General features: G+C 68.2%; 25 protein-coding genes. 16 read left to right on the top strand and 9 right to left on the bottom strand.

Features of this window, described 5'->3' with window-relative positions:
- Positions 1–173: 173 nt before the first annotated feature.
- A complete protein-coding gene (gene dnaN / locus SGRAN_RS07000; protein ID WP_067105679.1) occupies positions 174–1,289 on the bottom strand; it encodes a DNA polymerase III subunit beta in 1,116 nt (371 codons plus the stop codon).
- A 161-nt stretch (positions 1,290–1,450) separates the two neighbouring features.
- Here dnaN and SGRAN_RS06995 point away from each other — a divergent pair, with 161 nt between their 5' ends.
- Positions 1,451–1,945, top strand: a complete 495-nt coding sequence (locus tag SGRAN_RS06995; protein ID WP_067181975.1) for a hypothetical protein — start codon at positions 1,451–1,453, stop codon at positions 1,943–1,945.
- A gap of 19 nt (positions 1,946–1,964) precedes the next feature.
- On the opposite strand, the gene SGRAN_RS06990 is transcribed toward SGRAN_RS06995, so the two are convergent.
- Positions 1,965–2,648 carry a hypothetical protein gene (locus SGRAN_RS06990; RefSeq protein ID WP_067181972.1) on the bottom strand — a complete coding sequence of 228 codons (684 nt, stop codon included), beginning with the start codon at positions 2,646–2,648 and terminating at the stop codon, positions 1,965–1,967.
- 278 nt (positions 2,649–2,926) lie between these two features.
- Here SGRAN_RS06990 and SGRAN_RS06985 point away from each other — a divergent pair, with 278 nt between their 5' ends.
- The 3 genes from SGRAN_RS06985 (at position 2,927) to SGRAN_RS06975 (ending at position 5,433) form a co-directional block, all read left to right on the top strand.
- Positions 2,927–3,271 (top strand): hypothetical protein, encoded by a 345-nt coding sequence (locus tag SGRAN_RS06985; RefSeq protein WP_067181969.1) that lies wholly within the window; start codon positions 2,927–2,929, stop codon positions 3,269–3,271.
- 61 nt (positions 3,272–3,332) lie between these two features.
- Complete coding sequence (rlmN, locus tag SGRAN_RS06980; protein ID WP_210434206.1) at positions 3,333–4,565, top strand: 23S rRNA (adenine(2503)-C(2))-methyltransferase RlmN; 1,233 nt, start codon at positions 3,333–3,335, stop codon at positions 4,563–4,565.
- A 409-nt stretch (positions 4,566–4,974) separates the two neighbouring features.
- Complete coding sequence (locus SGRAN_RS06975) at positions 4,975–5,433, top strand: outer membrane beta-barrel protein (RefSeq protein ID WP_067113725.1); 459 nt, start codon at positions 4,975–4,977, stop codon at positions 5,431–5,433.
- A 78-nt stretch (positions 5,434–5,511) separates the two neighbouring features.
- Here SGRAN_RS06975 and SGRAN_RS06970 read toward each other — a convergent pair whose 3' ends face one another.
- A complete protein-coding gene (locus tag SGRAN_RS06970) occupies positions 5,512–5,751 on the bottom strand; it encodes a thioredoxin (protein WP_067181964.1) in 240 nt (79 codons plus the stop codon).
- A gap of 95 nt (positions 5,752–5,846) precedes the next feature.
- Between SGRAN_RS06970 and SGRAN_RS06965 the strand changes: the two genes are divergently transcribed.
- Positions 5,847–6,398 (top strand): MarR family winged helix-turn-helix transcriptional regulator, encoded by a 552-nt coding sequence (locus SGRAN_RS06965; protein ID WP_067181961.1) that lies wholly within the window; start codon positions 5,847–5,849, stop codon positions 6,396–6,398.
- Complete coding sequence (locus tag SGRAN_RS06960) at positions 6,395–7,045, top strand: MOSC domain-containing protein (RefSeq protein ID WP_067181958.1); 651 nt, start codon at positions 6,395–6,397, stop codon at positions 7,043–7,045. Before SGRAN_RS06965 ends, SGRAN_RS06960 begins: the two co-directional genes overlap by 4 nt.
- A 2-nt stretch (positions 7,046–7,047) precedes the next feature.
- Here the strand turns inward: SGRAN_RS06960 and SGRAN_RS06955 are convergent, their stop codons facing one another.
- Entirely contained in the window at positions 7,048–7,764 is a 717-nt protein-coding gene (locus SGRAN_RS06955) for an arylesterase (RefSeq protein ID WP_067181956.1), read from the bottom strand.
- 17 nt (positions 7,765–7,781) lie between these two features.
- Here SGRAN_RS06955 and SGRAN_RS06950 point away from each other — a divergent pair, with 17 nt between their 5' ends.
- Positions 7,782–8,483, top strand: coding sequence for an ABC transporter ATP-binding protein (locus SGRAN_RS06950; RefSeq protein WP_067181953.1), 702 nt, complete (start codon positions 7,782–7,784; stop codon positions 8,481–8,483).
- 28 nt (positions 8,484–8,511) lie between these two features.
- A complete protein-coding gene (locus tag SGRAN_RS06945) occupies positions 8,512–11,016 on the top strand; it encodes an ABC transporter permease (protein ID WP_067181950.1) in 2,505 nt (834 codons plus the stop codon).
- Here the strand turns inward: SGRAN_RS06945 and SGRAN_RS06940 are convergent.
- Together SGRAN_RS06940 and thrS are read right to left on the bottom strand one after the other, a co-directional pair.
- Positions 11,013–11,774, bottom strand: coding sequence for a sulfite exporter TauE/SafE family protein (locus tag SGRAN_RS06940; RefSeq protein ID WP_067181947.1), 762 nt, complete (start codon positions 11,772–11,774; stop codon positions 11,013–11,015). The genes SGRAN_RS06945 and SGRAN_RS06940 overlap by 4 nt on opposite strands.
- Positions 11,771–13,774, bottom strand: coding sequence for a threonine--tRNA ligase (thrS, locus tag SGRAN_RS06935; RefSeq protein WP_067181944.1), 2,004 nt, complete (start codon positions 13,772–13,774; stop codon positions 11,771–11,773). Before thrS ends, SGRAN_RS06940 begins: the two co-directional genes overlap by 4 nt.
- Positions 13,775–13,923: 149 nt before the next feature.
- Between thrS and SGRAN_RS06930 the strand changes: the two genes are divergently transcribed.
- The 7 genes from SGRAN_RS06930 (at position 13,924) to SGRAN_RS06900 (ending at position 18,557) form a co-directional block, all read left to right on the top strand.
- Positions 13,924–14,328 (top strand): MerC family mercury resistance protein, encoded by a 405-nt coding sequence (locus tag SGRAN_RS06930; protein WP_067181941.1) that lies wholly within the window; start codon positions 13,924–13,926, stop codon positions 14,326–14,328.
- 120 nt (positions 14,329–14,448) lie between these two features.
- Positions 14,449–15,249 carry an alpha/beta fold hydrolase gene (locus tag SGRAN_RS06925; protein ID WP_067181938.1) on the top strand — a complete coding sequence of 267 codons (801 nt, stop codon included), beginning with the start codon at positions 14,449–14,451 and terminating at the stop codon, positions 15,247–15,249.
- Between the two features lie 9 nt (positions 15,250–15,258).
- Entirely contained in the window at positions 15,259–15,696 is a 438-nt protein-coding gene (locus SGRAN_RS06920) for an acyl-CoA thioesterase (RefSeq protein WP_067181935.1), read from the top strand.
- Between the two features lie 23 nt (positions 15,697–15,719).
- On the top strand, positions 15,720–16,157 hold the full coding sequence (locus SGRAN_RS06915) for a VOC family protein (RefSeq protein ID WP_067181932.1): 438 nt from the start codon (positions 15,720–15,722) through the stop codon (positions 16,155–16,157).
- Position 16,158: 1 nt separating this feature from the next.
- On the top strand, positions 16,159–17,250 hold the full coding sequence (locus SGRAN_RS06910; protein WP_067181929.1) for an NAD(P)H-dependent flavin oxidoreductase: 1,092 nt from the start codon (positions 16,159–16,161) through the stop codon (positions 17,248–17,250).
- A 67-nt stretch (positions 17,251–17,317) separates the two neighbouring features.
- Positions 17,318–18,046 (top strand): hydroxyacylglutathione hydrolase, encoded by a 729-nt coding sequence (gene gloB, locus SGRAN_RS06905; RefSeq protein ID WP_067181927.1) that lies wholly within the window; start codon positions 17,318–17,320, stop codon positions 18,044–18,046.
- A gap of 64 nt (positions 18,047–18,110) precedes the next feature.
- A complete protein-coding gene (locus SGRAN_RS06900; RefSeq protein WP_237233884.1) occupies positions 18,111–18,557 on the top strand; it encodes a hypothetical protein in 447 nt (148 codons plus the stop codon).
- A gap of 398 nt (positions 18,558–18,955) precedes the next feature.
- On the opposite strand, the gene SGRAN_RS06895 is transcribed toward SGRAN_RS06900, so the two are convergent.
- The 3 genes from SGRAN_RS06895 to SGRAN_RS06885 all read right to left on the bottom strand — a co-directional run bounded on the left by SGRAN_RS06895 (position 18,956) and on the right by SGRAN_RS06885 (position 23,680).
- A complete protein-coding gene (locus SGRAN_RS06895; protein ID WP_210434205.1) occupies positions 18,956–20,785 on the bottom strand; it encodes an AMP-dependent synthetase/ligase in 1,830 nt (609 codons plus the stop codon).
- Positions 20,786–20,847: 62 nt separating this feature from the next.
- Positions 20,848–22,539 (bottom strand): gamma-glutamyltransferase, encoded by a 1,692-nt coding sequence (gene ggt, locus SGRAN_RS06890; protein WP_067186959.1) that lies wholly within the window; start codon positions 22,537–22,539, stop codon positions 20,848–20,850.
- A 70-nt stretch (positions 22,540–22,609) separates the two neighbouring features.
- A complete protein-coding gene (locus SGRAN_RS06885; RefSeq protein ID WP_067181921.1) occupies positions 22,610–23,680 on the bottom strand; it encodes a quinone-dependent dihydroorotate dehydrogenase in 1,071 nt (356 codons plus the stop codon).
- 83 nt (positions 23,681–23,763) lie between these two features.
- Here SGRAN_RS06885 and SGRAN_RS06880 point away from each other — a divergent pair, with 83 nt between their 5' ends.
- A complete protein-coding gene (locus SGRAN_RS06880; protein WP_067181918.1) occupies positions 23,764–25,572 on the top strand; it encodes a DUF885 domain-containing protein in 1,809 nt (602 codons plus the stop codon).
- The last annotated feature ends 46 nt before the right edge of the window (positions 25,573–25,618 follow it).

Below are 25,618 nucleotides of genomic sequence, written 5' to 3'. Positions count from 1 at the left end.
GCTTGTCGAAGGGCCGTTCTTTCTTTTGGCGCCGCAAGAAAAGAGCGGTGCTTCGACAAGCTCAGCACGAACGGCAGGAAGGGTAACGCAGATTTAACGCTCGATGCTCCAGAGGCGCAACACCGCTCTGGATGACTTCGCTTTGCTCGCAATGACGAATGGCTACGCGGGCATCACACCCGCATTGGCATCAGCACATAGAGCGCCGGGCTTTTCTCGCTTTCGCGGATCAGCGTCGGGGCATTGGCGTCGGCCAGATGCAGTTCGACCGTGTCGCCGTCGACCTGCCCCAAGATGTCGCTGAGATAGCGGGCGTTGAAGCCGATCTCCAGCGGCTCGCTGTCGTATCCGGCGGGCAGTTCCTCGGCCGCGGTGCCGTTTTCGGGACTGGTCACCGACAGGGTGATGCGATCCTTGTCGAGCCCGACCTTCACCGCGCGCGTCTTTTCGCTCGCGATCGTCGACACGCGGTCGACGCCCTGGAACAGGCTCTTGGGATCGACCTTCAGCAGCTTGTCGTTCGCGGTCGGGATGACACGGCTATAATCGGGAAAGGTGCCGTCGATCAGCTTCGACGTCAGCACCGCATGGCCGAGCTGGAAGCGGATCTTGGTCGCCGACAGGCTGACCTCGACGTTGCCCTCGGCCTCGTCGAGCAGCTTGCGGATCTCGCCGACGCATTTGCGCGGCACAATCACGTCGGGCATCGCGCTCGCACCATCGGGCCGCGTCACCGTATAGCGCGCGAGGCGGTGGCCGTCGGTTGCCGCGGCCTTCAGCACCGGCCCGCTCGCATCCTCCGCGACGTGCAGGAAGATGCCGTTGAGATAATAGCGCGTTTCCTCGGTCGAGATGGCGAAGCGCGTCTTGTCGATGATCTGGATCAGCTCGGCGACCGGCAGCTCGAAGCTGGTCGGCAGGTCGCCCTCGGCGATCACCGGAAAATCGTCGCGCGGCAGCGTCGGCAGGTTGAAGTTCGAGCGGCCGGCCTTGACCTGCATCTTGCCGTCGGCGGCGGCGAGGCTGACCTCAGCCCCCTCGGGCAGCTTGCGTGCGATCTCGAACAGCGTATGCGCCGACACGGTCGTCGTGCCGGGCGTTTCGACCTTCGCGGCGACGGTCTCGACGACCTGAAGGTCGAGGTCGGTCGCCATCAGTTTCAACTGCCCGCTGGCGTCGGCTTCGATCAGGACGTTCGACAGGATCGGAATGGTATTGCGCCGTTCGACCACCGACTGGACGTGGCCGAGGCTCTTCAGAAGCACTGCGCGTTCGATCGTCGCTTTCATTCTTGTCCGCCATCCTGTGTCTTGCGGGAGAAGTCCCTGCGGGGGCGGGCGATTCGGCGCCCCGATTCCCTGCCCCCGAAAATGCCAACCTTCCTTACCGAACGCATCGCGCCGCGCAACCCAATGCTTGCAAAGCCGAGCGTTTCGCGCAATCGGACCGGATGCGCCCGGCGCTTTTCCTCCTCCTGCTCGCGGCGCTGCCGGCCGCCGCCTGGGCGGCCCCGCGCACCGCGCTCGGCGTCTTCGACGGCTGGGGCGCCTTTCGCGAGGCGGCGACGCCGCGCTGCTACGCCATCGCCGCGCCCGCGGCGACGATCGGCACGCCCCGCGCGAAGGCCTATGCCAGCGTCGGCTATTGGCCCAAGGCGCGCATCCGCGGCCAATTCTATGTTCGCCTGTCGAAACCGCGCGGCGCCAACCGCGAATTGCGGCTGACCGTCGGCAGCCGCCGTTTCATCCTCACGGGCAACGGCGTCCATGGCTGGGCGAGCGACGCCCGCATGGACGCCGCGATCATCGCCGCGATGCGTTCGGCCCCGAGCATGAGCGTCGAGAGCGGCACCGAAAGCGGCGGCGCGATCGCCGACACCTACCGCCTGCGCGGCGCGGCGACCGCGATCGACGCGGCGGCGCTGGGATGCGCGCGGGCGGGGTAGCGCCTTCGCTGCGCCGTGCCTACTTCCGCGCCGCCTTCGCCTCCGGCGCCAGCGTTTCGACGACCTCGCCCGCCGCGTTGAGGAATTCGATCGCGCCATAGCCTTCGGGGGTCACCGTCAGCCGCACCCGCGCCCGGTCCTCCGCATCGGCAAGCGCCACCGATGGCGTGCCGTCCGCCGCAACGTCCAGCTTGATCCGGGTCGAGGTCGCCACGCCGGGAACCAGACGATTTCCCAGCGCCGGCTCGCGAAGCAGCGGCGGCGCCTGGTTGATCGAGAAGCTCACCGCGCCGTCGGGCGCGACACGCCAGCCGATGGCATCCTGCGCCGGATGGTCGAGCGCCAGCACCGCCATGCTGCCGTCCGGCAGGTCGGCGACGCCGAACCCGCCCCGCTCGCTACCCCTGGCATCGTAGAGGATCAGTCCCGACACGTCGAACGCCCGCTTGTACTGGATGCCGTCGATGATCGGCGCCGGCGTGTCGGCGGCCAAGGTCATGCGGATCGTTCCGTCGTCTCCGACGATGTCGATTCGCTTGGCGGTAATGCGCTCGTGATCGACCGATTCGACGCGCACGGCGGGATCGCGATCGGCGATGATCTTCTCGAGCGTCTCGATCGAAGGCGCCGCCGACCGGGCGATCGCGGGCGCCGCGGTCAGCGATCCGACGAGCAGCAAGGGAAGGGCATATCGCGGGGGCATGATGGTATCTCGCAGAAAAGAGGGGAGGAACCGATGAGAACGACCCGATCGGCGTGCCCTTATCCTTGCCCGTTGGCGGCCGGAACCGTCAAGCATTCGCTCCCTTTTCTTCCGAGCGGATGGATCGTTACGCCGACCGACACGGATTCGACAGATTGTTGCGATGACGCTTGCCCCCACCCGCTTCTTTGCGCATGATCGCGGATGACTGCCGGGGACGCGTCCAGCAGAAAGACGCGCCCTGCCCGGTCGAACGATTGGGATGAGGAGACAGCAAGATGAACGCGCCCGTGCGCTGTGACGGTACCGCCCGCGAGCGGCACAAGACGCTCGATTTCATCGGTTTGCGCGCCCATGCGACGACCGTTGGGCTGATCCAGCTTTGCGAGGAGCTGATGAACGCCGGCGTGCTGAGCGCAGAGGGATTGCAGCGGATCAAGGATGCGATCCGCATGGAACTGACCGTGTGCAATGCCCGGATTTCAGGGCAGTCTAACTTCGACGACACGCTGCGCCGCCGCCTCGACGCGATCTTTCCGCAGGCGCCCGGCCGCCCGCCCGAGGAGCCGGTCGGCCCGCTCACCGATTTCGAGGAAGCGATCGAGGAAGGCCTGCCGCACTGAGATGAAGGCGGGCGATGCGCGATTGCGCAAGCCCCCCTTCCCTCCTATATCGCCGCGCATCATGCAGATTCCCGGCCATATCGACCCGGTCACGACCGGCACCGTGCCGTTGCGCGGCGGCAACCGCATCGACCTGGTCGGGTTGACGCGCGAAGGGATTCGCGCCGCGCTGGAGGAAGCCGGGCTCGACGCCAAGGCGGCCAAGCTGCGCGCCAAGCAGATCTGGCACTGGATCTATCACCGCGGCGTCACCGAATTCGATGCGATGACCGACATCGCCAAGACGATGCGTCCGTGGCTGACCGAGCGGTTCATCGTCGGCCGTCCCACCGTCGTCACCGCGCAGGTGTCGAACGACGGCACCCGCAAATGGCTGCTCGCCGCCGCCGACGGCCAGGAATATGAGATGGTGTTCATCCCCGACGCGGATCGGGGAACGCTGTGCGTGTCGAGCCAGGTCGGCTGTACCCTCAACTGCCGCTTCTGCCACACCGGCACCATGCGCCTCGTCCGCAATCTGGGGGCGGGCGAGATCGTCGGGCAGGTACTGCTCGCGCGCGACGCACTCGGCGAATGGCCGAAGGGAACGATGGCAGGGGGTGCGGAAGACGAGGAAGACGACGCCGGCCACTACACCGCCGATGGCCGCATGCTCACCAACATCGTGATGATGGGGATGGGCGAGCCGCTCTACAATTTCGACGAGGTCAAGAGCGCGCTGAAGATCGTCATGGACGGCGACGGGCTGGCGCTGTCCAAGCGCCGCATCACCCTGTCGACGAGCGGAGTCGTGCCGATGATGGCGCGCGCGGGCGAGGAGATCGGCGTCAACCTCGCGGTATCGCTCCACGCGGTCAGCAAGGAAATCCGCGACGAGATCGTGCCGCTCAATCGCAAATACGGCATCGAGGAATTGCTCGCTGCCTGCGCCGCCTATCCGGGTGCGAACAATGCGCGGCGCATCACCTTCGAATATGTGATGCTGAAGGACAAGAACGACGGCGACGCCGACGCGCGCGAACTGGTGCGACTGCTCAAGCAGTACCGGCTGCCCGCGAAGGTCAACCTGATTCCGTTCAACCCGTGGCCCGGCGCGCCCTATGAATGCTCGCCGCCCGAGCGGGTGCGCGCGTTCAGCAACCTGATTTTCGAGGCGGGGATTTCGGCGCCGATCCGTACCCCGCGCGGACGCGACATCATGGCCGCCTGCGGCCAGCTCAAGAGCGCGGCGACCAAGCCCACGCGCGCCGAACTCGACCGCATCGCCGAGGAAAAGCAGGCCGCGCTGGGCTAAAGCATGATGACTTTGGAAGGACTCGTCATTGCGAGCGGCGAAGCCGCGCGGCAATCCAGAGTGGCGTAAACCGCCCTGGATTGCTTCGCTCCGCTCACAATGACGCAAGTCGGTCAATCCAAAGTCATCAGGTCTAAGCGCTAACCGGCTTCGCCGAAATCAAGCTCCCAACCGTCATCCCAGCGAAAGCCGGGATCGCTGTCGACCCGACCAAAACCCGCAAGCAATTCCAGCTTTCGCGGGATGACGAGGTCTGCTCGCATCCAACCGTGTTGCAAAAACAACACAGGTAAGAAAATTGTCTTATTCTGAACGATCCATTCATGGCAGCGACAGGCCGCAACCCCATTTAGGGGCCGGGTCGCGACCCAACAGGGCGCGTCCCGATTGAAGAAAAAAGGAAAATGACATGAAAAAGTTCGCAGTTGCCGCCGCTCTCCTCACCGCGGTCGTTGCCACCCCCGCCCTTGCCGCCGACGGCGGCGAAGCTCGCGTCGAAGTGCGCGGCGGCTACATCTCGGGCGGCGGGCTCGACGACGCCACGCTCGGCATCGCGGGCGGCTATGACCTGAACGCCGGCCAGACGACCTTCATCGGCGCCGAGATTGCCGGCGACAAGGTTCTCAAGAAGGGCTTTGACGTCCAGTTCTCGGCCGGTGGCCGCGCGGGCGCCAATGTCGGCACCAACGGCAAGGCTTATGTCAACGCGGGTTACACCTTCGGCCAGATCGACGACCCTTATGTCGGCGCCGGCTATCAGCACAAGCTGGGCCAGAACGTCTATGGCAAGATCGAATATCGCCATCAGTTCATCAACAACTTCAGCGACCACGACACCTTCGGCGTCGGCGTCGGCCTCGCCTTCTAAGGCGACCGCCAGAGTTGAAAGGGGAAGGGGCGCACCGCAGTGCGCCCCTTTTTCATTGGTGTCAGGGCGCCGGGACGGTCATGCCCTCAGCGCGTCGATCGGAGCGCCGAAATTGATATGATAGGCCTGCCCGCCGAGCACCAGCGCGGGCACCGAGCGGACCCCGGCGCTTTCGGCTTCCGTGACGCGGCCCGGTGTTTCGCCCAGATGGACGCTTTCGACGTCGTAGCGCGCGGGGTCGATCGCGTCGGCCACCACCTGCTCGGCGTCGAGGCAGACGCTGCATCCGGCATGATAGAAAATCGCCTTCTCAGTCATGGTTCGTCTCCTTTTAAAAAGTATCGAGTCGATACCATATATCTGTCATGCCCACCGGGATTGTGCAAATGGTTTTTAGTCGATACTAAAAAGAGATGACGCAGGATCTGGCCGACATGCTGACGCGTACCGCGCGCCTGATCGCGGGCGACGGCCACGCCGCGGGGCTCAAGCCCGTGCAGTGGCAGGCGCTGCGCTATCTGGCCGCCGCGAACCGCTTTTCGCGCACGCCGGGGGCGCTCGCCGCATGGCTGGGGCAGACCAAGGGAACGGTGTCACAGACCGTGGCGGCGCTCGAACGCAAGGGGCTCGTCGCGCGGACGGGCGACGCGGGCGACCGGCGGCTGGTCCGGCTCGCCCTCACAACCCAAGGGGAGACACTGCTCGCCTCCGCCCCCGACACCATTGCCGAGGCGATGCTCGCCCCGATGGCGCCGGCCGACCGCGCGGCGCTGGAGGCGCTGCTCGCCCGGATGCTCGGCGGCTTTCTGGCCGCGCGCGGTCACCGCCCCTTCGGCCTATGCGCCGACTGCCGGCATTTCCGCCGCGCTGTCGAAGGCGGAAACCCGCATCGCTGCGCCTTGCTCGGCGTGCCGCTCGACGAAACCGATTCGCGCGCGATCTGCATCGAGCAGGAGGCCGCATGAGCATTGCCATCGACGCGCTTCTGACCGGCAAGGCGCGCGCCTTCGGCGACCGGGGCGAACCGAGCGCGATCGGCAAGACGCCCGTCGCCGGGTCACGGCACGTCGGCTTCCTCGGCATCGCGGGCGACGAGCAGGGCGACCTGACCGTGCATGGCGGTCCCGACAAGGCGATCCATCATTATCCGCGCGACCATTATCCCTGGTGGATCGAGCGGCTGGGCGGCCATCCGCTGCTTACCGCGCCCGGTGCGTTCGGAGAGAATCTGTCGACCTGCGACATGGTCGAGGATGCAGTGTGCATCGGCGACCGCTACCGGCTCGGCACCGCGCTGATCGAGGTCAGCCAGGGGCGCCAGCCGTGCTGGAAGCTCGGCCACCGCTTCGGCATCGCAAGCGTGCCCGCGACGGTGGTGAAGAGCGGCCGCAGCGGCTGGTATTACCGGGTGATCGAGGAAGGGGCGGTCGCGGCGGGCGACACGCTCGATCTGATCGCGCGGCCGCTGCCCGACTGGACGATCGCGCGCGTCTTCGCGCTGCTGATCGGCGGCGCCGGAAAGCGCGAGCCGGCGGCGATCCGCGATCTGGCGGCGCTCGACGCGCTGGCGGGAAACTGGCGCAGGCGCGCCGAGAAGCTGATCACGCCCTGACGCTACCCGGCGGCGGGTAGCGCCGCCTCGACCAGCGGTGCAAGGCCCTGCACGACGATTTTCACTCCCTCGGCATTGGGATGCAGATGGTCGGCGAGCATCAGCGACGGGTCGGTGACGACATTGTCGAGGATGAAGGGATAGAAGCTGACCCCATATTTCGCGGCAAGATCGGGATATATGGGATTGAATTTCTTTTCGTAATCGCTGCCGAGATTGGGTGCCGCCATCATCCCGGTGAGCAGCACCGGGATATCGCGCCGCTTGAGTTCCGCCAGCATCGCGTCGAGGTTGGCGCGTGTCTGATCGGGACCGATGCCGCGCAGCATGTCGTTGCCGCCGAGCCCTAGCAGCACGAGCGCGGGTTTCTGTCGTGCATTGTCGAGGACATAGGCCAGCCGCTGGCGTCCCGCCGCGCTGGTATCGCCCGACACGCCGGCATTCTGCACCCGCGTCACGACGCCATCGGCGGTCAGCGCGGCCTGAAGTTGCGGCGCCAGCCCCTCTTTCGGTCCGAGCTGATAGCCCGCATAAAGGCTGTCGCCGAACGCGATGACCAGCGGCGCATCGGCGGGGATCGCGGGCGCGGCCTGCGCATGCGACGCCCCGTCGTCCTTCGGGGCCGCGGGCGCATCCGCCGACCCGCAACCCGCGAGCGGTTGGCAAAGCGCGAGCATGCAACCATATAGCAGCATCGAACGCCATCCGGCCGTTTTCATCTCCAAAGGGTCCTTTCTTGACCGACGCGCTCTCCGCATCGCCCGAACCGGCGATCGCCGCCCATAATGTGACGCTGACGCTGGGGACCGGCAAGGCCCCGGTCGAAATTTTGCGTGGGGTCGATCTGACGGTCGACGCGGGCGCTTCGGTCGCGCTGCTCGGCCCCTCGGGCTCGGGCAAAAGCTCGCTGATGGCGGTGCTTGCGGGGCTCGAGCGCGCAAGCGGCGGGACGATCCGCGTCGCCGGCCTCGATTTCGGCACGATGGACGAGGATGCGCTCGCACGGGCGCGGCGCGGACGGATCGGGATCGTGCTCCAGGCTTTCCACCTGCTCCCAACGATGACCGCGCTCGAAAATGTCGCGGTGCCGCTCGAACTCGCCGGCCACGCCGATCCGTTCGGACGCGCGCAGGCGGAGCTGGAGGCGGTCGGGCTTGGCCACCGCCTGACGCATTATCCCGCACAGCTTTCGGGCGGCGAGCAGCAGCGCGTCGCCATCGCGCGCGCGATGGCGGGCGAGCCCGCGATCATCTTCGCCGACGAGCCGACCGGCAACCTCGATACCGCGACCGGCCACGCGATCATCGACCTGATCTTCGCGCGCCGCGCCGCGTTGGGCGCCACGCTGCTCATCATCACCCACGACCCGGCGCTCGCCGATCATTGCGACCGCGTCGTCGTGATGCACGACGGCCGGATCGAGGAGCGGGCTGCATGAACTGGCCCATCCTTCGAAGGGGCGCGAATTGACCCCCGCCCTCGCCACGCTCTGGCGGATCGCGCGGCGCGACCTCGCCGCGCGCATCCGCGGCCTGCGGCTGCTCGCGGTCTGCCTGTTCCTCGGCGTCGCGACGCTCGCCGCGATCGGCAGCCTGACCAGCGGCATCACCGCCGAGCTCGAGGCGCGCGGCCAGACGATCCTCGGCGGCGACCTCCAGCTCGCGCTGCCGCAGCGGCAGGCGAGCGCCGAAGAGATGGCGGCGTTCCGCCTCGCGGGAGCAACCTCCGCCACGGTACGGATGCGCGCGATGGCGAATGCGCCGGACGGCGAGGCCTTGCTCGCCGAACTGAAGGCGGTCGACGACGCCTATCCGCTCTATGGCACGATGCGGCTGGCGAGCGGCGCACGGCGCGGCCCCCCGCCACCGGGAACGGTCTGGATCGGGGCCGACCTCGCCTCGCGGCTCGGGCTGGAACCGCAATCGAGTGTGAAGTTCGGCGAAAAAGCGTTCCGAATCGACGGTATCATCGCCGACGAGCCCGACCGACTGGGCGAGGGATTCACGCTAGGGCCGGTCGCGATCATCGGCATCGACGACCTGCCGGCGACGCAGCTCATCCAGCCGGGCAGCCTCTATGAAAGCAAGTATCGCATCCGCCTGCCAGCGGGCGCCGATCCGGCCGCGGTGGGCAAGAGCCTGACCACCGCCTTTCCCGATGCGGGCTGGGACGTCACCGACCGCGGCAACGGCGCACCGGGAACGCGCCGCTTCATCGAGCGCATGGGGCAGTTCCTGTCGCTCGTCGGGCTCGCGGCGCTGGTGATCGCCGGGATCGGCGTCGGCAACGGCGTCGCCAGCTATCTCGCGGGAAAGCGGCCCGGCCTCGCCACGCTGAAGGTGCTGGGCGCCGACAGTGCGACCGTCGCGCGCATCTATGGCTTGCAGATTCTGACCGTGGCGGCGCTCGCCATCGTCGCCGGGCTTGCCGCCGGTGCCGTCGCGCCGGCAGCGATCGGCGCGATCGCGGGCGACGTGCTGCCGGTGCGCCCCGGTTTCGCGCTCTATCCGCTGCCGCTCGCGGTCAGCGCCGCCTATGGCCTGCTGATCGCCGTTGCCTTCGCGCTGCCGCCGCTCGCGGCGACCCGCCGCGTTCCCGCCGCCGGGCTCTACCGCGCGACGGTGAGCGGAGCCGGACGGATCGAGGCGCGCGTGCTGGCGGCGGTCGGCGTCGCCTTCGCCGCCATCGTCGCGCTCGCGGTCGCGACGGCGCGCGAGCCGCTGTTCGCGCTGGGCTTCGTCGCCGCAGCCGCCGCCCTGCTCGTCGTGCTGGTCGGGCTCGGCTGGCTGGTGCGGCGCGTCGCGGGCGGCCTTCCGCGACCGCGCCGCCCGCTGCCGCGTCTCGCCCTCGCCAATCTCCACCGCCCCGGCGCCGCGACCGGCGCGCTCGTCGTCGCGCTCGGGCTCGGCCTCACGCTGTTCGTCGCGCTCGCGGCGATCCAGACGAGCATCACGGCGGAGATCGCGCGCACCGTGCCGCAGCGCGCACCGAGCTTCTTCATCCTCGATATCCCGCGCGACCGCGCCGCCGATTTCCGGTCGCTGGTGACGCGCGCCGATCCCGATGCCGCGATCAACATGATCCCGGCGCTGCGCGGCAGCGTCACCGAGTTCCGGGGCCAGCGCGTCGACGAACTGGCCGAACTGCCGGAGGGCGCGTGGGTGCTGCGCGGCGACCGCGGCCTGACCTACAGCGCGACGTTGCCCGCGGGCAGCACGCTCGTCGCCGGCCGCTGGTGGGATGCAGGCTATCGGGGCCCACCGCTCGTCAGCGTCGAGCGGGAGGTCGCGGCGTCGCTGGGACTGCGGCTCGGCGACACGCTCGGCGTCAACGTGCTGGGGGTGGAAGTGCAGGCGAAGGTCGCCTCCTTCCGCACCGTCGATTGGGAGAATTTCGGGCTCAACTACGTGCTCGTCTTCTCGCCCGGCACCTTCGACGCGGCGCCGCACAACATGGTCGCGACCGTGGCCGTGGGACCGACGGCAGAAACCGAACTCGCGCGGAGCGTGCCGCGCGACTTTCCCTCGGCCTCGCTGATCGCGGTGCGCGACGTCGTCAGCCAGGTCACGACCCTTCTCACCCAGATGAGCCAGGCGATCGCGGTCGCGGCAAGCATCGCGATCCTCGCGGGCATCGCGGTGCTGATCGGCGCGATCGCCGCCAGCCGCGAGCGGCGCGTCTACGACAGCGTGATCCTGAAGCTGCTCGGCGCGACGCGCGGACAGATATTGGGCGCGCAGGCGCTCGAATATGCGGCGCTGGCCAGCATCGTCGCTTTGCTCGCGCTGGGGCTCGGGCTCGCCGCGGCCGCCTATGTCGTCGTCGAGCTGTTCGATTTCACCTTCGCGCCCGATCCGCTGATCGTCGGCCTGACATTGCTCGGCGGTGCCGGCCTCGCCTTCCTGATCGGCATCGCGGGAAGCTGGCCCCTGCTCTCGGCCCGCCCCGCACAGGCGCTGCGAAGCCTCTAGTTCAGCAGCCGCACCACGGCGGAGACGGCGGCGACGCCCAGCACGACCGCCACCGTCGCCTGCCAGACATGCGGCGCCACGCGACCGAAGTGGCGGCCGCCAAGCCGGTTGCCCAGCCACATCGGCAGGAACAGCAGCACGGCCAGCAGGAACAGCCGCAACGTCGCCAGCCCGACCCACATCGACGCGAGCGTCCCGGCGATGGCGGTCGCAAAGAAGATCAGCAGCATCGACGCCCGCGCCACGCGCGGTTCGAGGGGACGCCGGTAATAGAAGGGAACGACCGGAGGCCCCGGCATCGCCGCAAAACCCGTCAATATCCCAGCGGCGAGCCCGGTGCCCCCGATTGCGAGCCGGCCCGGCTGATGTCCCTCGGGCTGCTTGGGCAGCAGCACCGCGACGAAGGCACCCACCGCGACACTGGTGATGAGCAACCGCGCGACATCGGGCGTCACGCCTTTCAGCGCCAGCATCCCCAGCGGCGTCGTGACCACCGCGATCAGCGCGATCGGAATCGCGCTCGCGCGGTCCGAATCGTGGATGATCGGCCCCAGCCCGACCGGACCGATCAGCAGTTGCAGCAGGATGCCCAGCGTCACCGCCTGCGTCGGCGCGATGATCAGGCCGAGCAGCGGCACGAGGATGATCGCCATGCCGAAGCCGGTGAGTCCGCGCACATAGGCGGCGCCGAACGTCATCGCCGCCGCCCCCGCGATCGTCAGCGGCGCGAGGCCGACCAGATCGTCGAGGCCCGTCAAGCGGGCCGCAGGTCCGGCGGCGTCGCCTCGTCCTTCAGCATCGCGATCGCCTCGGCAAGCGGCAGGATGCGCTGGCCGTCCTGGCCGAGAGTGCGGATCGCGACCGTCCCTTCCTCGGCTTCGCGCTTGCCGACGACGAGGAGGTAAGGAACCTTCGCCAGGCTGTGTTCGCGCACCTTGTAGTTGATCTTCTCGTTGCGCAGGTCGGTTTCGACGCGGATGCCCGCCGCCGCAAGCTGCGCCGCGGCGCCCGTGGCATAATCGTCGGCGTCGCTGACGATCGTCGCGACCACAGCCTGCACGGGCGCGAGCCAGGTCGGGAAGCGACCCGCATAATGTTCGATCAATATGCCGATGAAGCGCTCGTAGCTGCCGAAGATCGCGCGGTGCAGCATGATCGGCCGGTGCCGCTCGCCGTCCTCGCCGATATAGCTGGCGTCGAGCCGCTCGGGCAGCACGCGGTCGGACTGGATCGTGCCGACCTGCCACGTCCGCCCGATGGCGTCGGTCAGGTGCCATTCGAGCTTGGGCGCATAGAAGGCCCCCTCGCCCGGCAGTTCCCCCCAGCCATAGTCGTCGGTCGCGAGCCCCGCGCGCACCACGGCGTCGCGCAGCTCGGCCTCTGCGACGTCCCAGACCTCATCGCTGCCGAAGCGATTGTCGGGCCGCAGCGCGAGCTTGATCGCATAGGAGAAACCGAAATCCTTGTAGATGCGGTCGGCGAGTTGGCAGAAGCTCTGCACCTCGTCGATGATCTGGTCCTCGCGGCAGAAGATATGCGCGTCGTCCTGTGTGAACTGGCGCACGCGCATCAGCCCGTGCAACGCGCCGTGCGGCTCGTTGCGGTGGCAGCAGCCGTTCTCGTAGATGCGCAGCGGCAGGTCGCGATAGGACTTGATCCCCTGGCGAAAGATCAGGACGTGCGCCGGGCAGTTCATCGGCTTGAGCGCCATCCATTCGGCGGCGTCGGAGACGAGCGGGCCCTCGTCCTCGGTGTTCGGCACCTCGTCGGGGATGACGAACATATTCTCGCGATACTTGCCCCAATGGCCCGACTGCTCCCACTGGCGCGCATCCATCACCTGCGGGGTCTTGACCTCCTTGTAGCCCGCGCCGTCGATCGCGCGGCGCATATAGGCCTCGAGTTCGCGCCAGACGATATAGCCCTTGGGGTGCCAGAAGACGCTGCCGTGCGCTTCCTGCTGGAGGTGAAACAGGTCCATCTCCTGCGCCAGCCGGCGATGGTCGCGCTTCGCGGCTTCCTCCAGCTTGTGGAGATGCGCGTCGAGCTGCTTCTTGCTCAGCCAGCCGGTGCCGTAGATGCGCGTCAGCTGTGCGTTCTTCTGGTCGCCACGCCAATAGGCACCCGCCACCCGCATCAGCTTGAACGCCTGCGGATCGACCTTGCCCGTGCTCGCGAGGTGCGGGCCGCGGCACATGTCGAGCCAGTCGTCGCCCGACCAATAGACGGTCAGATCCTCGCCCTCGGGCAGTTCCTTCGCCCATTCGGCCTTGAAGACCTCGCCGTCCTTTTCCCACTTGGCGATCAGGGCGTCGCGGCTCCAGACCTCGCGGCGGAGCGGCTTGTCGGCGCGGATGATCTCGCGCATCTTCTCCTCGATCGCGGGCAGGTCGTCCATTGAGAAGGGTTCGCGGCTGTCGGGCGCCTTCACGTCATAGTAGAAGCCGTCGTCGGTCGCGGGGCCGAAGGTGATCTGCGTCCCCGGCCACAGCGCCTGCACCGCCTCGGCCAGGATATGCGCATAGTCGTGCCGTACGAGTTCGAGCGCGTCGGCCTCGTCGCGGCTGGTGATGAGCGCGAGACTGCTATCGGCCTCCAGCGGGCGCATGATGTCGCGCACCTCGCCGTCGACACGCGCGGCAAGCGCGGCCTTCGCGAGCCCGGGGCCGATGTCCGCCGCGATCTGCGCCGGGGTCGTGCCGCGCGCGACTTCTCGGGCAGAGCCATCGGGAAGGGTGACGCGGATCATCTCGGACATTGGGAAATCGGCCTTTCTGGCGAGGGAAACTGCGCCCCTTTGCCAGCATGCGATATGGGCGGCAAGGGGCGGATTCGCAATCGGGGTTGCAATGATACAATGTATCATTATGGAGGCGGCACGCATCGCCACCGCGAAGGATTCGCCCCATGTGCATTCCCGTCCCCCGTTCCCGCGTCGCCGACCTTGCAGGAATCACCCTCTCGCTTGGCTGCCTCGTCCATTGCCTGTTGCTGCCGCTGCTCCTGCTGCTGGCGCCGGCACTCGCGCCGTGGCTCGGCCTGCCCGAAAGCTTTCATGCCGCGGTGCTGCTGCTTGCGCTGCCCGCGGCGTGGGTCGCGATGGCCGGCGGCTGGCGGCACCATCGCCGACGGCTGCCCGCGATACTGGCAGCGGTGGGCTTGCTGCTGCTGGCGCTGGGGCTGGCGGCGCACGGGCAATGGATCGCGCTTGGCGATCCCGAGACGGCCGACCGGCTGTTCACCTCGCTCGGCGCGCTGAGTCTCGCGAGCGCGCACGGCCTCAACTGGCGGTTCCGCCATCGCCGCGGATAAATCGGCGGCTTCCCGGGGGGCAGCGGGGGCGGAGAGCTTGCAGGCCCCCTGCACGCGGGCTAGGGGCAGCGGGTCTCGATATTCGATCCGCCGCTGCCAGAACAGGAACCGCCCCCGTCCATGGAGAGACAACAGTTTCCTCCCCTCCCCGTTTCCGGCACGGCCGCAGCGCCCGCATGGCTCGATCGGCCGGGGCGACCGCGCCTCGCCTATCGCCATGTCACTGGCGCGGGACCGACGATCGTCTTCCTGCCCGGCTATATGTCCGACATGGCGGGCGGCAAGGCGACGGCGCTGCTCGCCTGGGCGGCGGCAGAAGGGCGCGCCTGCCTGCTGCTCGATTATGCGGGATGCGGATTGTCCGAAGGTCAGTTCGCCGAACAGACGCTGCTCGACTGGCGCGGCGACGTGCTCGACCTGATCGACGCGAAGGTCGAAGGGCGCGTGCTGCTCGTCGGATCGTCGATGGGCGGCTGGCTGATGCTGCTGACGGCGCTTGCGCTGACGCAGCGCGACGGGCCGCGGCGCATCGCGGGCCTCGTCGGCATCGCCGCGGCGCCCGATTTCACCGAATGGGGTTTCAGCGACGCCGAAAAGGCGATCATCCGCACAGAGGGCGCGCTGATCGAAGATACGCCCTACGGCGACCAGCCCTATGTGACGACGCGCGCCCTCTTCGAATCGGGCGAAGCGAACCGGCTGCTGGATGGCACGATCCCCCTTACCTGCCCGGTCCGCCTGCTCCACGGGCAGGAGGACGGCGACGTCCCGCCCGACATCAGCCTGCGCCTCGCCGCGGCGCTGGCGAGCGACGACGTGCAGGTGACGCTCGTCAAGGGCGGCGACCACCGGCTGTCGCGCGACGGCGACATAGCCCTGCTCATCGACACGGTCGCGCGATTCGCGGCCCATCCAGCCTGAAGGACAACCATGGCCCGCAGCGACTTTCGTTTTCACGTCACCAAGCGCGTCCGTTATGCGGAGATCGATGCGCAGGCGGTGGTGTTCAACAGCCGCTATCTCGAATATTTCGACATCGGCGTCACCGAATATTGGCGCGCGGCGGGCGTCTATGATCGCTGGCCGGATCACAGCAGCCCCGAATTCCACGTCGCGCGCGCGGAGGTCGATTACAAGGCTCCGATCCTGCTCGACGAAGAGATCGACATCTGCGTCCGCGCCGAGCGCGCCGGGCGCAGTTCAATGACCTTCCTGTTCGAGCTGCACGGCAAGGGCAAGGACGAGTTGCGCGCCGCCGGGCGGATCGTCAACGTCCACGTCGCAGAGGCGCGCGGGGCGGCTTCGCCGGTGCCGGAGGTGTTCCTGGCGTTGTTCGAAGCGTTTGAAGGACGGGCGTTGCGCGCCTAGGGTCCTGATCCTAGACAGGTTTCATGGTTCAATATCTCCACACGATGATCCGGGTCACCGACCCCGACGCCACCATCGCCTTCTTCAAGCTGATCGGGCTCGAGGAAGTGCGCCGCTTCGACAGCGAGCAGGGCCGCTTCACGCTGATCTTCCTCGCCGCGCCGGGACAGGCGGGGATCGCCGAGGTCGAGCTGACGCACAACTGGCCGCCCGAGGACGGCAGCGCCCCCGAAACCTATACCGGCGGCCGCAATTTCGGCCATCTCGCCTATCGCGTCGACGATATCTATGCGACGTGCCGGCGGCTGATGGACGCGGGAGTGACGATCAACCGTCCGCCGCGCGACGGGCATATGGCGTTCGTGCGCTCGCCCGACGGCATTTCGGTCGAGCTGCTGCAGGACGGCCACCTGCCGCCGCAGGAACCCTGGGCGTCGATGCCGAACGTCGGAAGCTGGTAGGATGCCCGGCTGGCCCGATCGCCGGTTGACCGGGCTGTTCGGGACGCGGCATCCGATCGTCCAGGCGCCGATGGCGGGCGCGACGTCGACCGACATGATCGTCGGCGCGATGGCCGGGGGCGCGCTCGGGTCGCTGCCGTGCGGCATGCTGACCCCCGATGGCGTCGCCGCGGCGGTGGCGGCGATCCGCGAGCGGAGCGACGCGCCCCTCAACCTCAACTTCTTCTGCCACCGCCTGCCGCCCGCGCCCGACACCGGGGCATGGCAGGCAGCGCTGGCGCCCTATTATGCCGAATATGGCATCGCCGACGCCGGACCCCCGCCCCCGCTGCGCGCGCCGTTCGACGCCGCGATGGGCGAAGCGGCGGTCGCGGCGAAGCCCGCGGTCGCCAGCTTCCATTACGGCCTGCCCGACGAGGCGCTGCTCGCGCCGCTGCGCGTCGCCGGCATCGCGATCGTGTCAAGCGCGACCACCGTTGCCGAGGCGCGACACCTCGCGGCGCGCGGCTGCGACGCGATCATCGCCATGGGTTATGAAGCGGGCGGTCATCGCGGCTGGTTCCTGGGCGAAGAACCGGACAGCCAGATCGGGACGATGGCGCTGGTGCCGCAGGTCGTCGACGCCGTCGCCTGCCCGGTCATCGCGGCGGGCGGCATCGCCGACGCGCGCGGGGTTGCCGCCGCGCTGATGCTCGGCGCGGCGGGGGTGCAGATCGGCACCGCCTATCTGTTCACCGACGAGGCGCCGATCGGCGCCGCGCACCGCCGCGCGCTCAACGGACCGGAGGCCGAGGCGACGCTGCTCACCAACCTGTTTTCGGGCGGCGTCGCGCGCGGCATGCGCAACCGGCTGGTCGCGGAACTGGGGCCGATGGCCGACGCCGCGCCGCCCTTCCCCCATGCGTCAGCCACCCTCGCACCGCTGCGCAAGGCGAACGAAGCGCAGGGCGGCGGCGATTTCTCGCCGCTATGGGCGGGACAGGCGGCACCGCTGGGCCGCGCCGGCACCGCCCGTGCCCTGACCGAGCGGCTCGCCAGCGAAGCCCTCGCGCGGCTTGACGGAAGCGGATCGCACCCGCCACAATCGCGCTGACGCCAAGGCCGGCGGCCGCCCGCTCCGTCATCAGGGCAAGAGGCCGGACCGCGAAGGAGAAAAGAGCATGGCTGCGCTCGATATCGTCCGCATCCCCGTCCTCAGCGACAATTATGTCTGGCTGGTCCACGATCCCGAAAGCTTCGAGACGATGGTGGTCGACCCGTCGGTCGCCGATCCGGTGCTGGCCGAAGCCGACCGGCGCGGCTGGCCGATCACTGCGATCTGGAACACCCACTGGCACCCCGACCACACCGGCGGCAACGCCGATATCAAGGCGAAGACGGGCTGCGAGATCATCGCCCCCGCCGCCGAGCGCGAACGCATCCCGACCGCCGACCGGCTGGTGAAGGACGGCGACCGGGTACGGCTGGGATCGCATGTCGCCGACGTCTGGGACGTGCCCGCGCATACGGCGGGCCATATCGCCTATCATTTCGCCGACGACGCCGCGATCTTCGTCGGCGACACGCTGTTCGCGATGGGGTGCGGCCGGCTGTTCGAGGGAACGGCCGAGCAGATGTTCGCCAACATGCAGCGGCTCGCGACGCTCGACGACGCGACGCGCGTCTATTGCGCGCACGAATATACGCTGTCGAACGCGCGCTTCGCGGTGACGGTGGACCCCGACAACCGGGCGCTCGCGGACCGCCTTGCCGCGGTCGAGGCGGCGCGCGCCGCCGGCGAGCCGACGGTGCCGACGAGCATCGGTGCGGAACGCGCGACGAACCCCTTCCTGCGCGCGCCCACCGCCGCCGAGCTCGGGCGCATCCGCGCGCTCAAGGATGCCGCGTGATGCGGCGGCTTCAGCGCGCATTCATCCTCCCCGGCGCATCGTACCGACTGCAAGGAGTCCGATCATGGCCAGGCTGAATCCGTTATGTGCGGCGGCGCTGATCGGCGCGATGCCGCTGGTCGCGAGTTGCGCCCCCGCCGGCAGCGCCGATGCCGGCGCCGCGGCGCTGACCCCGAAACAGAGCCGGACGCTCGACAAATATCTGGCCGGCAAGGTCGCGGGCGAGCCGGTCCGGTGCCTGCCGCACTATGCGAGCGCCGATACGATCCGCGTGTCGGACGATATATTGCTCTATCGGCAGGGAAGTCGCATCGTCTATCGCAACGACCTGAAAGGCCGCTGCCCCGGCCTCGCGCGCGACAGCGACATAATGGTGGTGCGCCAGTTCGGCACCCAGACGTGCAGCGGCGATTTCTTCCACCTGGTCGATCGCGGCAGCGGCATCCGCGGACCGACGTGCGTCTTCGGCGATTTCATCCCCTATCGCAAACCGGCGGGGGACGAAGGCTGAGCCGACAGGCCCGGCCGCAGGCGGGGTTCGGTTTGCGCCGAGCTCTCGGGTCGCAGCCCCGCCTGCTCCGATGAAAAGCCATGCTTTTCGTTAGACCATGGCGACATTTAGATGGACTCGTCATTGCGAGCGGCGAAGCCGCGCGGCAATCCAGAGCATGCATAAATCGCTCTGGATTGCTTCGCTCCGCTCGCAATGACGTGGGTCAATCCAAAGTCATCAGAGTCCGAAACACCGTGCCATAATGTGCCCCGTTCCGTCCGAAGGATATATACGCCAAACGAGTTCAGGGTGACGGAAGGAAGCCGAACCCGGATTCCCGCAGACCATAGACTCTTTCCGACCCGTCTGCGCGGGGACACGGCCTGCTTCGTTCAAAGACGTTCACGCAGCAGGCATCACCCCCGATACAGCGCCGCGATCTTGTCGGCATAGACCTGCTTCAGCACGTGGCGGCGGATCTTCATCGACGGCGTCATCTGTTCATTCTCGATCGTGAAGGGTTCGTCGGCGAAGTCGAACTTGCGCACCTTCTCGATCACCGAGAGCTGGGCGTTGACCCGGTCGACCGCGGCGCGGATCGCGGCGCGGAATTTCTCGTGCTCGCGCAGCAGCTTCAGGTCCCTGGGCAGCCCTTCCGCTTCGGCCCATTCGTCCATCCATTCGGGATCGGGAACGAGCAGGCCGACCAGGTGCGGGCGCTTGTCGCCATAGACCATCGCCTGCAATATCTCGGGCTGGAGCGTCAGCATCCCCTCGACGCGCTGCGGCGACACATTGTCGCCCTTGTCGTTGACGATCAGGTCCTTCTTGCGGTCGGTGATGACGATGCGACCCGCCTCGTCGATATGGCCGATGTCGCCGGTGTGCAGCCACGGCCCCTTTTCGGGCTCGGCCGGATCGGGGACCAGCACGCGCTCGGTCTCGGCCGGGTTGCGCCAATACCCCTTCATGACCAGTTCGCCGCGCACGCAGATTTCGCCGTCGTCGGCGATCCGCACCTCGGTATTCATCAGCGGCGGGCCGACCGTGTCCATCTTCAGCCCCGCCGCGGGGCGGTTGCAGCTGATCACCGGCCCCGCCTCGGTCTGGCCATAGCCTTGCAGCAGGGTCAGGCCGATCGAATGGAAGAAGACACCGATTTCGGGGTTCAGCGGCGCGCCGCCCGACACCAGCGCCTTCATCCGGCCGCCGAAACGCTTCTGGATCTTCGGGCGGAACAGCTTGTTGAGCAGCAGGTCGACCGGACGGTCGAGCACGCCCATGCGCCGCTCATAATCCTTTTCGCCGACGCGCAGCGCCTGGCTCAGCATCCAGTTCGCCAGCTTGCCCTGCTTTTCGACCGCCTTGATCATCCGCGCGCGGATCACCTCGAACAGGCGCGGGACGACGACCATGATCGTCGGCCGCGTCTCCTCGATGTTCGAGACGAGCTTTTCGAGCCCCTCGCTATAATAGATTTGCGCGCCGACCATGATCGGCAGAAACTGCCCGCCCGAATGCTCATACGCATGGCTGAGCGGCAGGAAGGACAGGAACACCTCCTCGTCGCCGATGCCGAAATCATTGACCAGCACTTCGGCCGCGCCCGCCGCATTGTGCAGGATCGCGCCATGATGCTGCATCACGCCGCGCGGCGCGCCGCCGGTGCCGCTGGTGTAGATGAGGCAGGCGGTGTCGTCGCGCGTCATCGCCAGGCCCCGCGCCTTTGCCTCGTCCAGATGCGCCTCGCCCCCTGTGACCAGCGGGTCCCAGTCGTGGATCGCGACATTGCCCTGCTGGCCGACGCGCAGGCTTTCCATGCTGATGACCAGCCGCACGTTCGAGCGCAGCACCGCGGGCATCAGCGTCCGCGCGAGTTTGGCGGTGGAGACGATCACCGCGCTGGCGCCGCTGTTGTCGAGGATATGCTGGTGGTCGCGCTCTGTGTTGGTGGTGTAGGTCGGCACGGTGATGCACCCCGCCGCCATGATGGCGAGGTCGGCGATGCAGAATTCGGGGCGATTCTCGCTGACCAGCACGACACGGTCGCCGTCGCGCAGCCCCAGCCGGCGCAGATTATATGCCAGCGCGGCGACCTGGTTCGCGACCTGCCGCCACGACAGCGGCTGCCACGCGCGATCGGCCTTGCGCCACAGGAAAGGCGTCTCGCCGCCCCGCTCGGCGCGGTCGAAGAACATCGCGACGAGGCTGGGGAAATGGTCGAGATGGGGGTTTTCCAGCTTCATTCCTCTACTCTCCCAGAGAGGTTGGATCGTTTGTTATCGCCCGGAGCGGGAAAGGCCACGCATCATCCCTGCGGCGGCGATCCGTCGACCGACGCCGATCCGGGGCCGCGCGGATCGGCGGCGCCGTGCCAGACGCCGTCGACGCGCTGCGCCGCGTTGAGTTTCGATCCCAGTTCGGTCGGCGTGAAGGCATAGCCGAAGGGCTGCATCTTCGCGGCGATCGCCTTGCCCGCCGCATCGTCCTCGATCAGCACGCCCTGCTGGCCGAAGAACAGGTTCGGCAGCGCGATCGCATCTTCGGCCGACAGGCCCCAGTCGAGCACGCCGATCAGCGTCTTGGTCACGTGCATGATGATGCGCTTGCCCCCCGCCGATCCGACCGCGAGCACGACCTTGCCGTCGGGACCATAGACGATCGTCGGCGACATCGACGACAGCGGGCGCTTGCCCGCCTGCACCCGGTTGGCCGCGGGCGCGCCGCCCTGCACCGGGCTGTGGTCGAAATCGGTCAGCTCGTTGTTGAGGAAATAGCCGTTGACGTTGAGGTGGCTGCCGAAAATGCTCTCGACCGTCGAGGTCATCGAGGCGACGTCGCCGGCGCGGTCGACGACGACGAAATGCGTCGTGCCATGTTCGGCGACCGGCCCCGAGGTGGTGCGCGGTTCGGCCCCCGGCGGGTTCCCCGCTTCATAATGGCCCGCCGCGCCGAAGGGCGAGATGAGCTGGCGCCGCCCGGCCAGATACGCCTTGTCGAGCAGCCCGGCGACGGGCACCGAAACGAAATCGCCGTCGCCCAGATATTTGGCGCGATCGGCATAGGCAAGCTGCATCGCCTCCGCCAGCAGGTGCCAGCTCATCGGGTTGTCCTTGCCCATCGCCTTCATGTCCCAGCCTTCGAGCAGGCCGAGGATGCCGAAGACGGTGGTCGCCCCCGACGAGGGCGGCCCCATGCCGCAGACCTTGTAGACGCGGTAGGTGGTGCACACCGCCGGCCGGTCCTTTGCCCGATAGGCGGCGAGGTCCTTCGCGGTGATCTGCGCCGGGTTGCGCTTCGATCCGGCGACCGCCGCGCTGATCGCGCGGGCATTGGCGCCGGTATAGAAAGCGTCGGGGCCGCGCGCCGCCATGTCGCGGAGCAGCGCGGCATAGGCGGGGTTGCGGATCGTCGCGCCGACCGGTGCGGGCTTGCCGTCGATATAATAGATCGCGCGCGCGGCGGGGAAATCCTTCCACAGCTCCTCGAACCGGACCAGCCAGTTGTGGAGGACCGGCGTCACCTGATACCCCTCCTCCGCCAGCCTGATCGCGGGCTGGAACAGCGCCTTCCATTCGAGCTTGCCCCATTTCCCGTGCGCCATTTCCATCAGGCGGACGTTGCCCGGCACACCAACCGACAGGCCGCCCGGTACCACTTCCATGAACGGGCGCGGCTTGCCGTCGGGCCCCAGGAAGCGGTCGGGCTTCGCCGCCGCGGGCGCGGTTTCGCGGCCGTCGATCGTCGCGATGCTGTCGCTCGCGGCGTCGTGATAGACGAGCAGCCCGCCGCCGCCGACCCCGCTCGACTGCGGCTCGACGAGGGTCAGGACGAGCATCATCGCCATCGCCGCATCGGCGGCCGAACCGCCGTCGGCGAGGATCGCGCGCCCCGCCTCGGTCGCGCGCGGGTCGGCGGACGAGGTCACCCCCTGCGCGACGGCGAGGGAGGGAACGGCAAGGACGAAGAGGCTGAGCGCGGCAAGGAGTCGTTTGATCATGCGCGCGACATTGGCGCGGCCCTTGGGCCAGCGCAACCCCGACCTCTCCTTCCTTGGCACGGGTCTTCGCCTAGCCGCCCGCCCCCACCGCGTCCGCCACCCGCACGAAGCCGTCGCGCGCGGCGAGCGTTTCCAGTCCGCGCGCGATGCGGCCGGCAAGGCCCGGCCCTTCATAGACCATCGCCGAATAGAGCTGGACGAGGCTGGCGCCCGCGCGGATGCGCTCCCACGCCTGTTCGGGCGACGCGATGCCGCCCGCGGCGATCAGCGGCAGTCTGCCGCCGCTTGCGGTGCGGAAATCCCGGACGCGCCGAAGCGCCAGCGCGGCGAGCGGCGCGCCCGACAGCCCCCCGGCCTCGCCCGCGTGGCGCGACGCGAGCGGCGGGCGCGTGATCGTCGTGTTCGACACGATCACCGCCGCGAGCCGCTTGTCGAGCGCCACCGCGACGATATCGTCGATGTCGGCGGGCTCGAGGTCGGGCGCAACCTTCAGGAAGACGGGTTTCACGGCCCCTGCGGGCTGCGCCGCGGCGACGCCGTCGAGCAGCGCCTCGAGCGCGCCCTTGTCCTGCAGGGCGCGCAGTCCCGGCGTGTTCGGCGAACTGATGTTGACGGTCAGATAATCGGCGAGCGGCGCCATCGCCGCGGTGCCCTTCGCATAGTCGGCGATGCGGTCGACGCTGTCCTTGTTCGCGCCGATGTTGATGCCGAGCGGCACCGGCAGGCCGTGGCGGCGCAGGCAGGCGATCCGCCCGGCCGCCGCCGCCTGCCCACCGTTGTTGAAGCCCATGCGGTTGATGATCGCGCCGTCCTCGACCAGCCGGAACAGGCGCGGGCGCGGATTGCCCGCCTGCGGCAGCGGGGTCAGCGTCCCGACCTCGACGAAGCCGAAGCCGAAATGCGGCATCGCGTGCGCGACGCGCGCATCCTTGTCGAAGCCGGGCGCGAGCCCGACCGGATTGGGGAAGGACAGACCCGCGAATTCGGTCGCGAGCGCCGGGCTGGTCAGCGCGCGCCGCGCGCGCGGCAGCGGCTGGAGCGCGGCGAGCGTCAGATTGTGCGCGGCCTCGCCATCGGTGGCGTGGACGATCGGGCGGGCCAGCGCATAGGCGGCATCGCAGGCGGAGGCGAAGAGCGACATGGCCCGCCATTGCGCCGCGCCGGCCGCTATGGCAAGCCCCACAGCGGATCGGGCAAATCCGCCGGACATAACAGGAGATTATCGTGTCGCACCGCCGCATCGCCGCCAGCCTGTCGACCTGCCTGATCGCGCTCGTTGTCGCGGGCTGCGCTCCCGTGGCGGCCGAGCGCGCGCCCGCCTCCGCATCGATCCCCGTCCCGCCCGCCGGCGCAGGGCTTGCCGATTTCTTCGAGCAATATGACGCCGCACAGCTTTCGCTGAGCCCCCAGGGCAAGGCCTATCGCGGCATCCGCGACCAGGATTATGGCCGCTGGAACGATGTCGGCGACGAAGCCGAGGTCGCGAGCCACAAGCTCCAGCAGGCGACGGCGGAAGCGATGCGCGCCAGCTTCGACCCGCGGACGCTTTCGCCCGACGATGCGCTGTCGTTCGAACTGTTCAACGCGCAAGCGGAGCGGGCGGACCGGCTGTTCGCCTTTCGCGTCCATGCCTATATCTTCGACCAGATGAATGGTGCGCAGAGCCGGCTCCCCGCCTTCCTCATCAATATCCACCGCGTCTCCAACGCCGTGGAGGCGCAGGCCTATGTCGACCGCATCCGCGGCCTCGGCCCCGTTCTCGACGCGCTGAGCGCCCAATCGGCCGCGCGCGCGCAAAAGGGCATCCAGCCGCCCAAATGGGTCTATGCCTATGTCATCTCCGACATCGAGAATCTGATGAAGCCCGACAATGCGGTGATCGAGGACATCGCCACGAAGGTCGGCAAGCTCGACGCGCCCGCCGCGGACAAGGCGCGGCTGGTCGACGCCGCGCGGGCGGCGTGGACCGAAAGCGCCGGGCCTGCCTATGGCCGCCTGCTCGCCGAGATGAAGCGCCAGCAGGCGGACGCGCCGACCGCCGACGGCATCTGGCGCCTGCCCGACGGCGCCGCTTATTATCAGGCGCTGCTCGCCAATTACACGACCACCGACATGAGCGCGGCCGAGATCCACGACCTCGGCCTGCGCGAGGTCGCGCGCATCCACGGCGAGATGAAGGCGATCATGGCGAAGGTCGGCTTCAAGGGCACGCTGCCGCAGTTCTTCGAGCATCTGCGCACCAGCCCGCAATATTATCATACGACGCGCGAGGCCTATCTGGCCGACGTCGCGACGCGGGTCGCGGCGATGGAGGCGCGGCTGCCCGCCTTCTTCAACACGCTGCCCAAGGCACATCTGCAGGTGAAGGCGGTCGAGGCGTTCCGCGAGAAATCGGCGGGCAAGGCCTTTTACCAGTCGCCGTCGCCCGACGGGTCGCGGCCGGGCACCTATTACGTCAATCTCTACGACCTGCGCGACATGTCGAAAACCGAACTCGAGGCGCTCGCCTATCATGAGGGGGTTCCCGGCCACCACCTCCAGCGCGCGGTGCAGACCGAGCTCACCGGCCTGCCGCCCTTCCGCCGCTTCGGCGGCTTCACCGCCTATACCGAGGGCTGGGGCCTCTATTCGGAGGAGCTGGCGAAGGACATGGGCTTCTATACCGACCCCTACAGCGACTTCGGCCGGCTCGGCATGGAATTGTGGCGTGCGTGCCGGCTCGTCGTCGATACCGGCATCCACGACAAGCGCTGGAGCCGCGAGCAGGCGATCCGGTATCTCAAGGACAACACCCCCAACCCCGACGGCGACATCGAAAAGGCGATCGAGCGCTATATCGTCTATCCGGGTCAGGCGACCGCCTATCTGATCGGCAAGCTCAAGATCATGGAATTGCGCACCCGCGCGCAGGCGGCGCTGGGCGAGCGTTTCGACATCCGCGCCTTCCACGACGTGGTGCTGCAATCGGGACCGGTGCCGCTCGACGTCATGGAACGGCGCGTCGATGCGTGGATCGCGCACGAAAGCGCCTGACGCCTTTGATCATTGCGGCTTGACGCCCCGCCGCTTATGGAAAATT

Source organism: Sphingopyxis granuli, from assembly GCF_001559015.1.
GTDB classification, from domain to species: Bacteria; Pseudomonadota; Alphaproteobacteria; order Sphingomonadales; family Sphingomonadaceae; genus Sphingopyxis; species Sphingopyxis granuli.
This window is presented reverse-complemented; position numbering and strand designations above follow the sequence as displayed.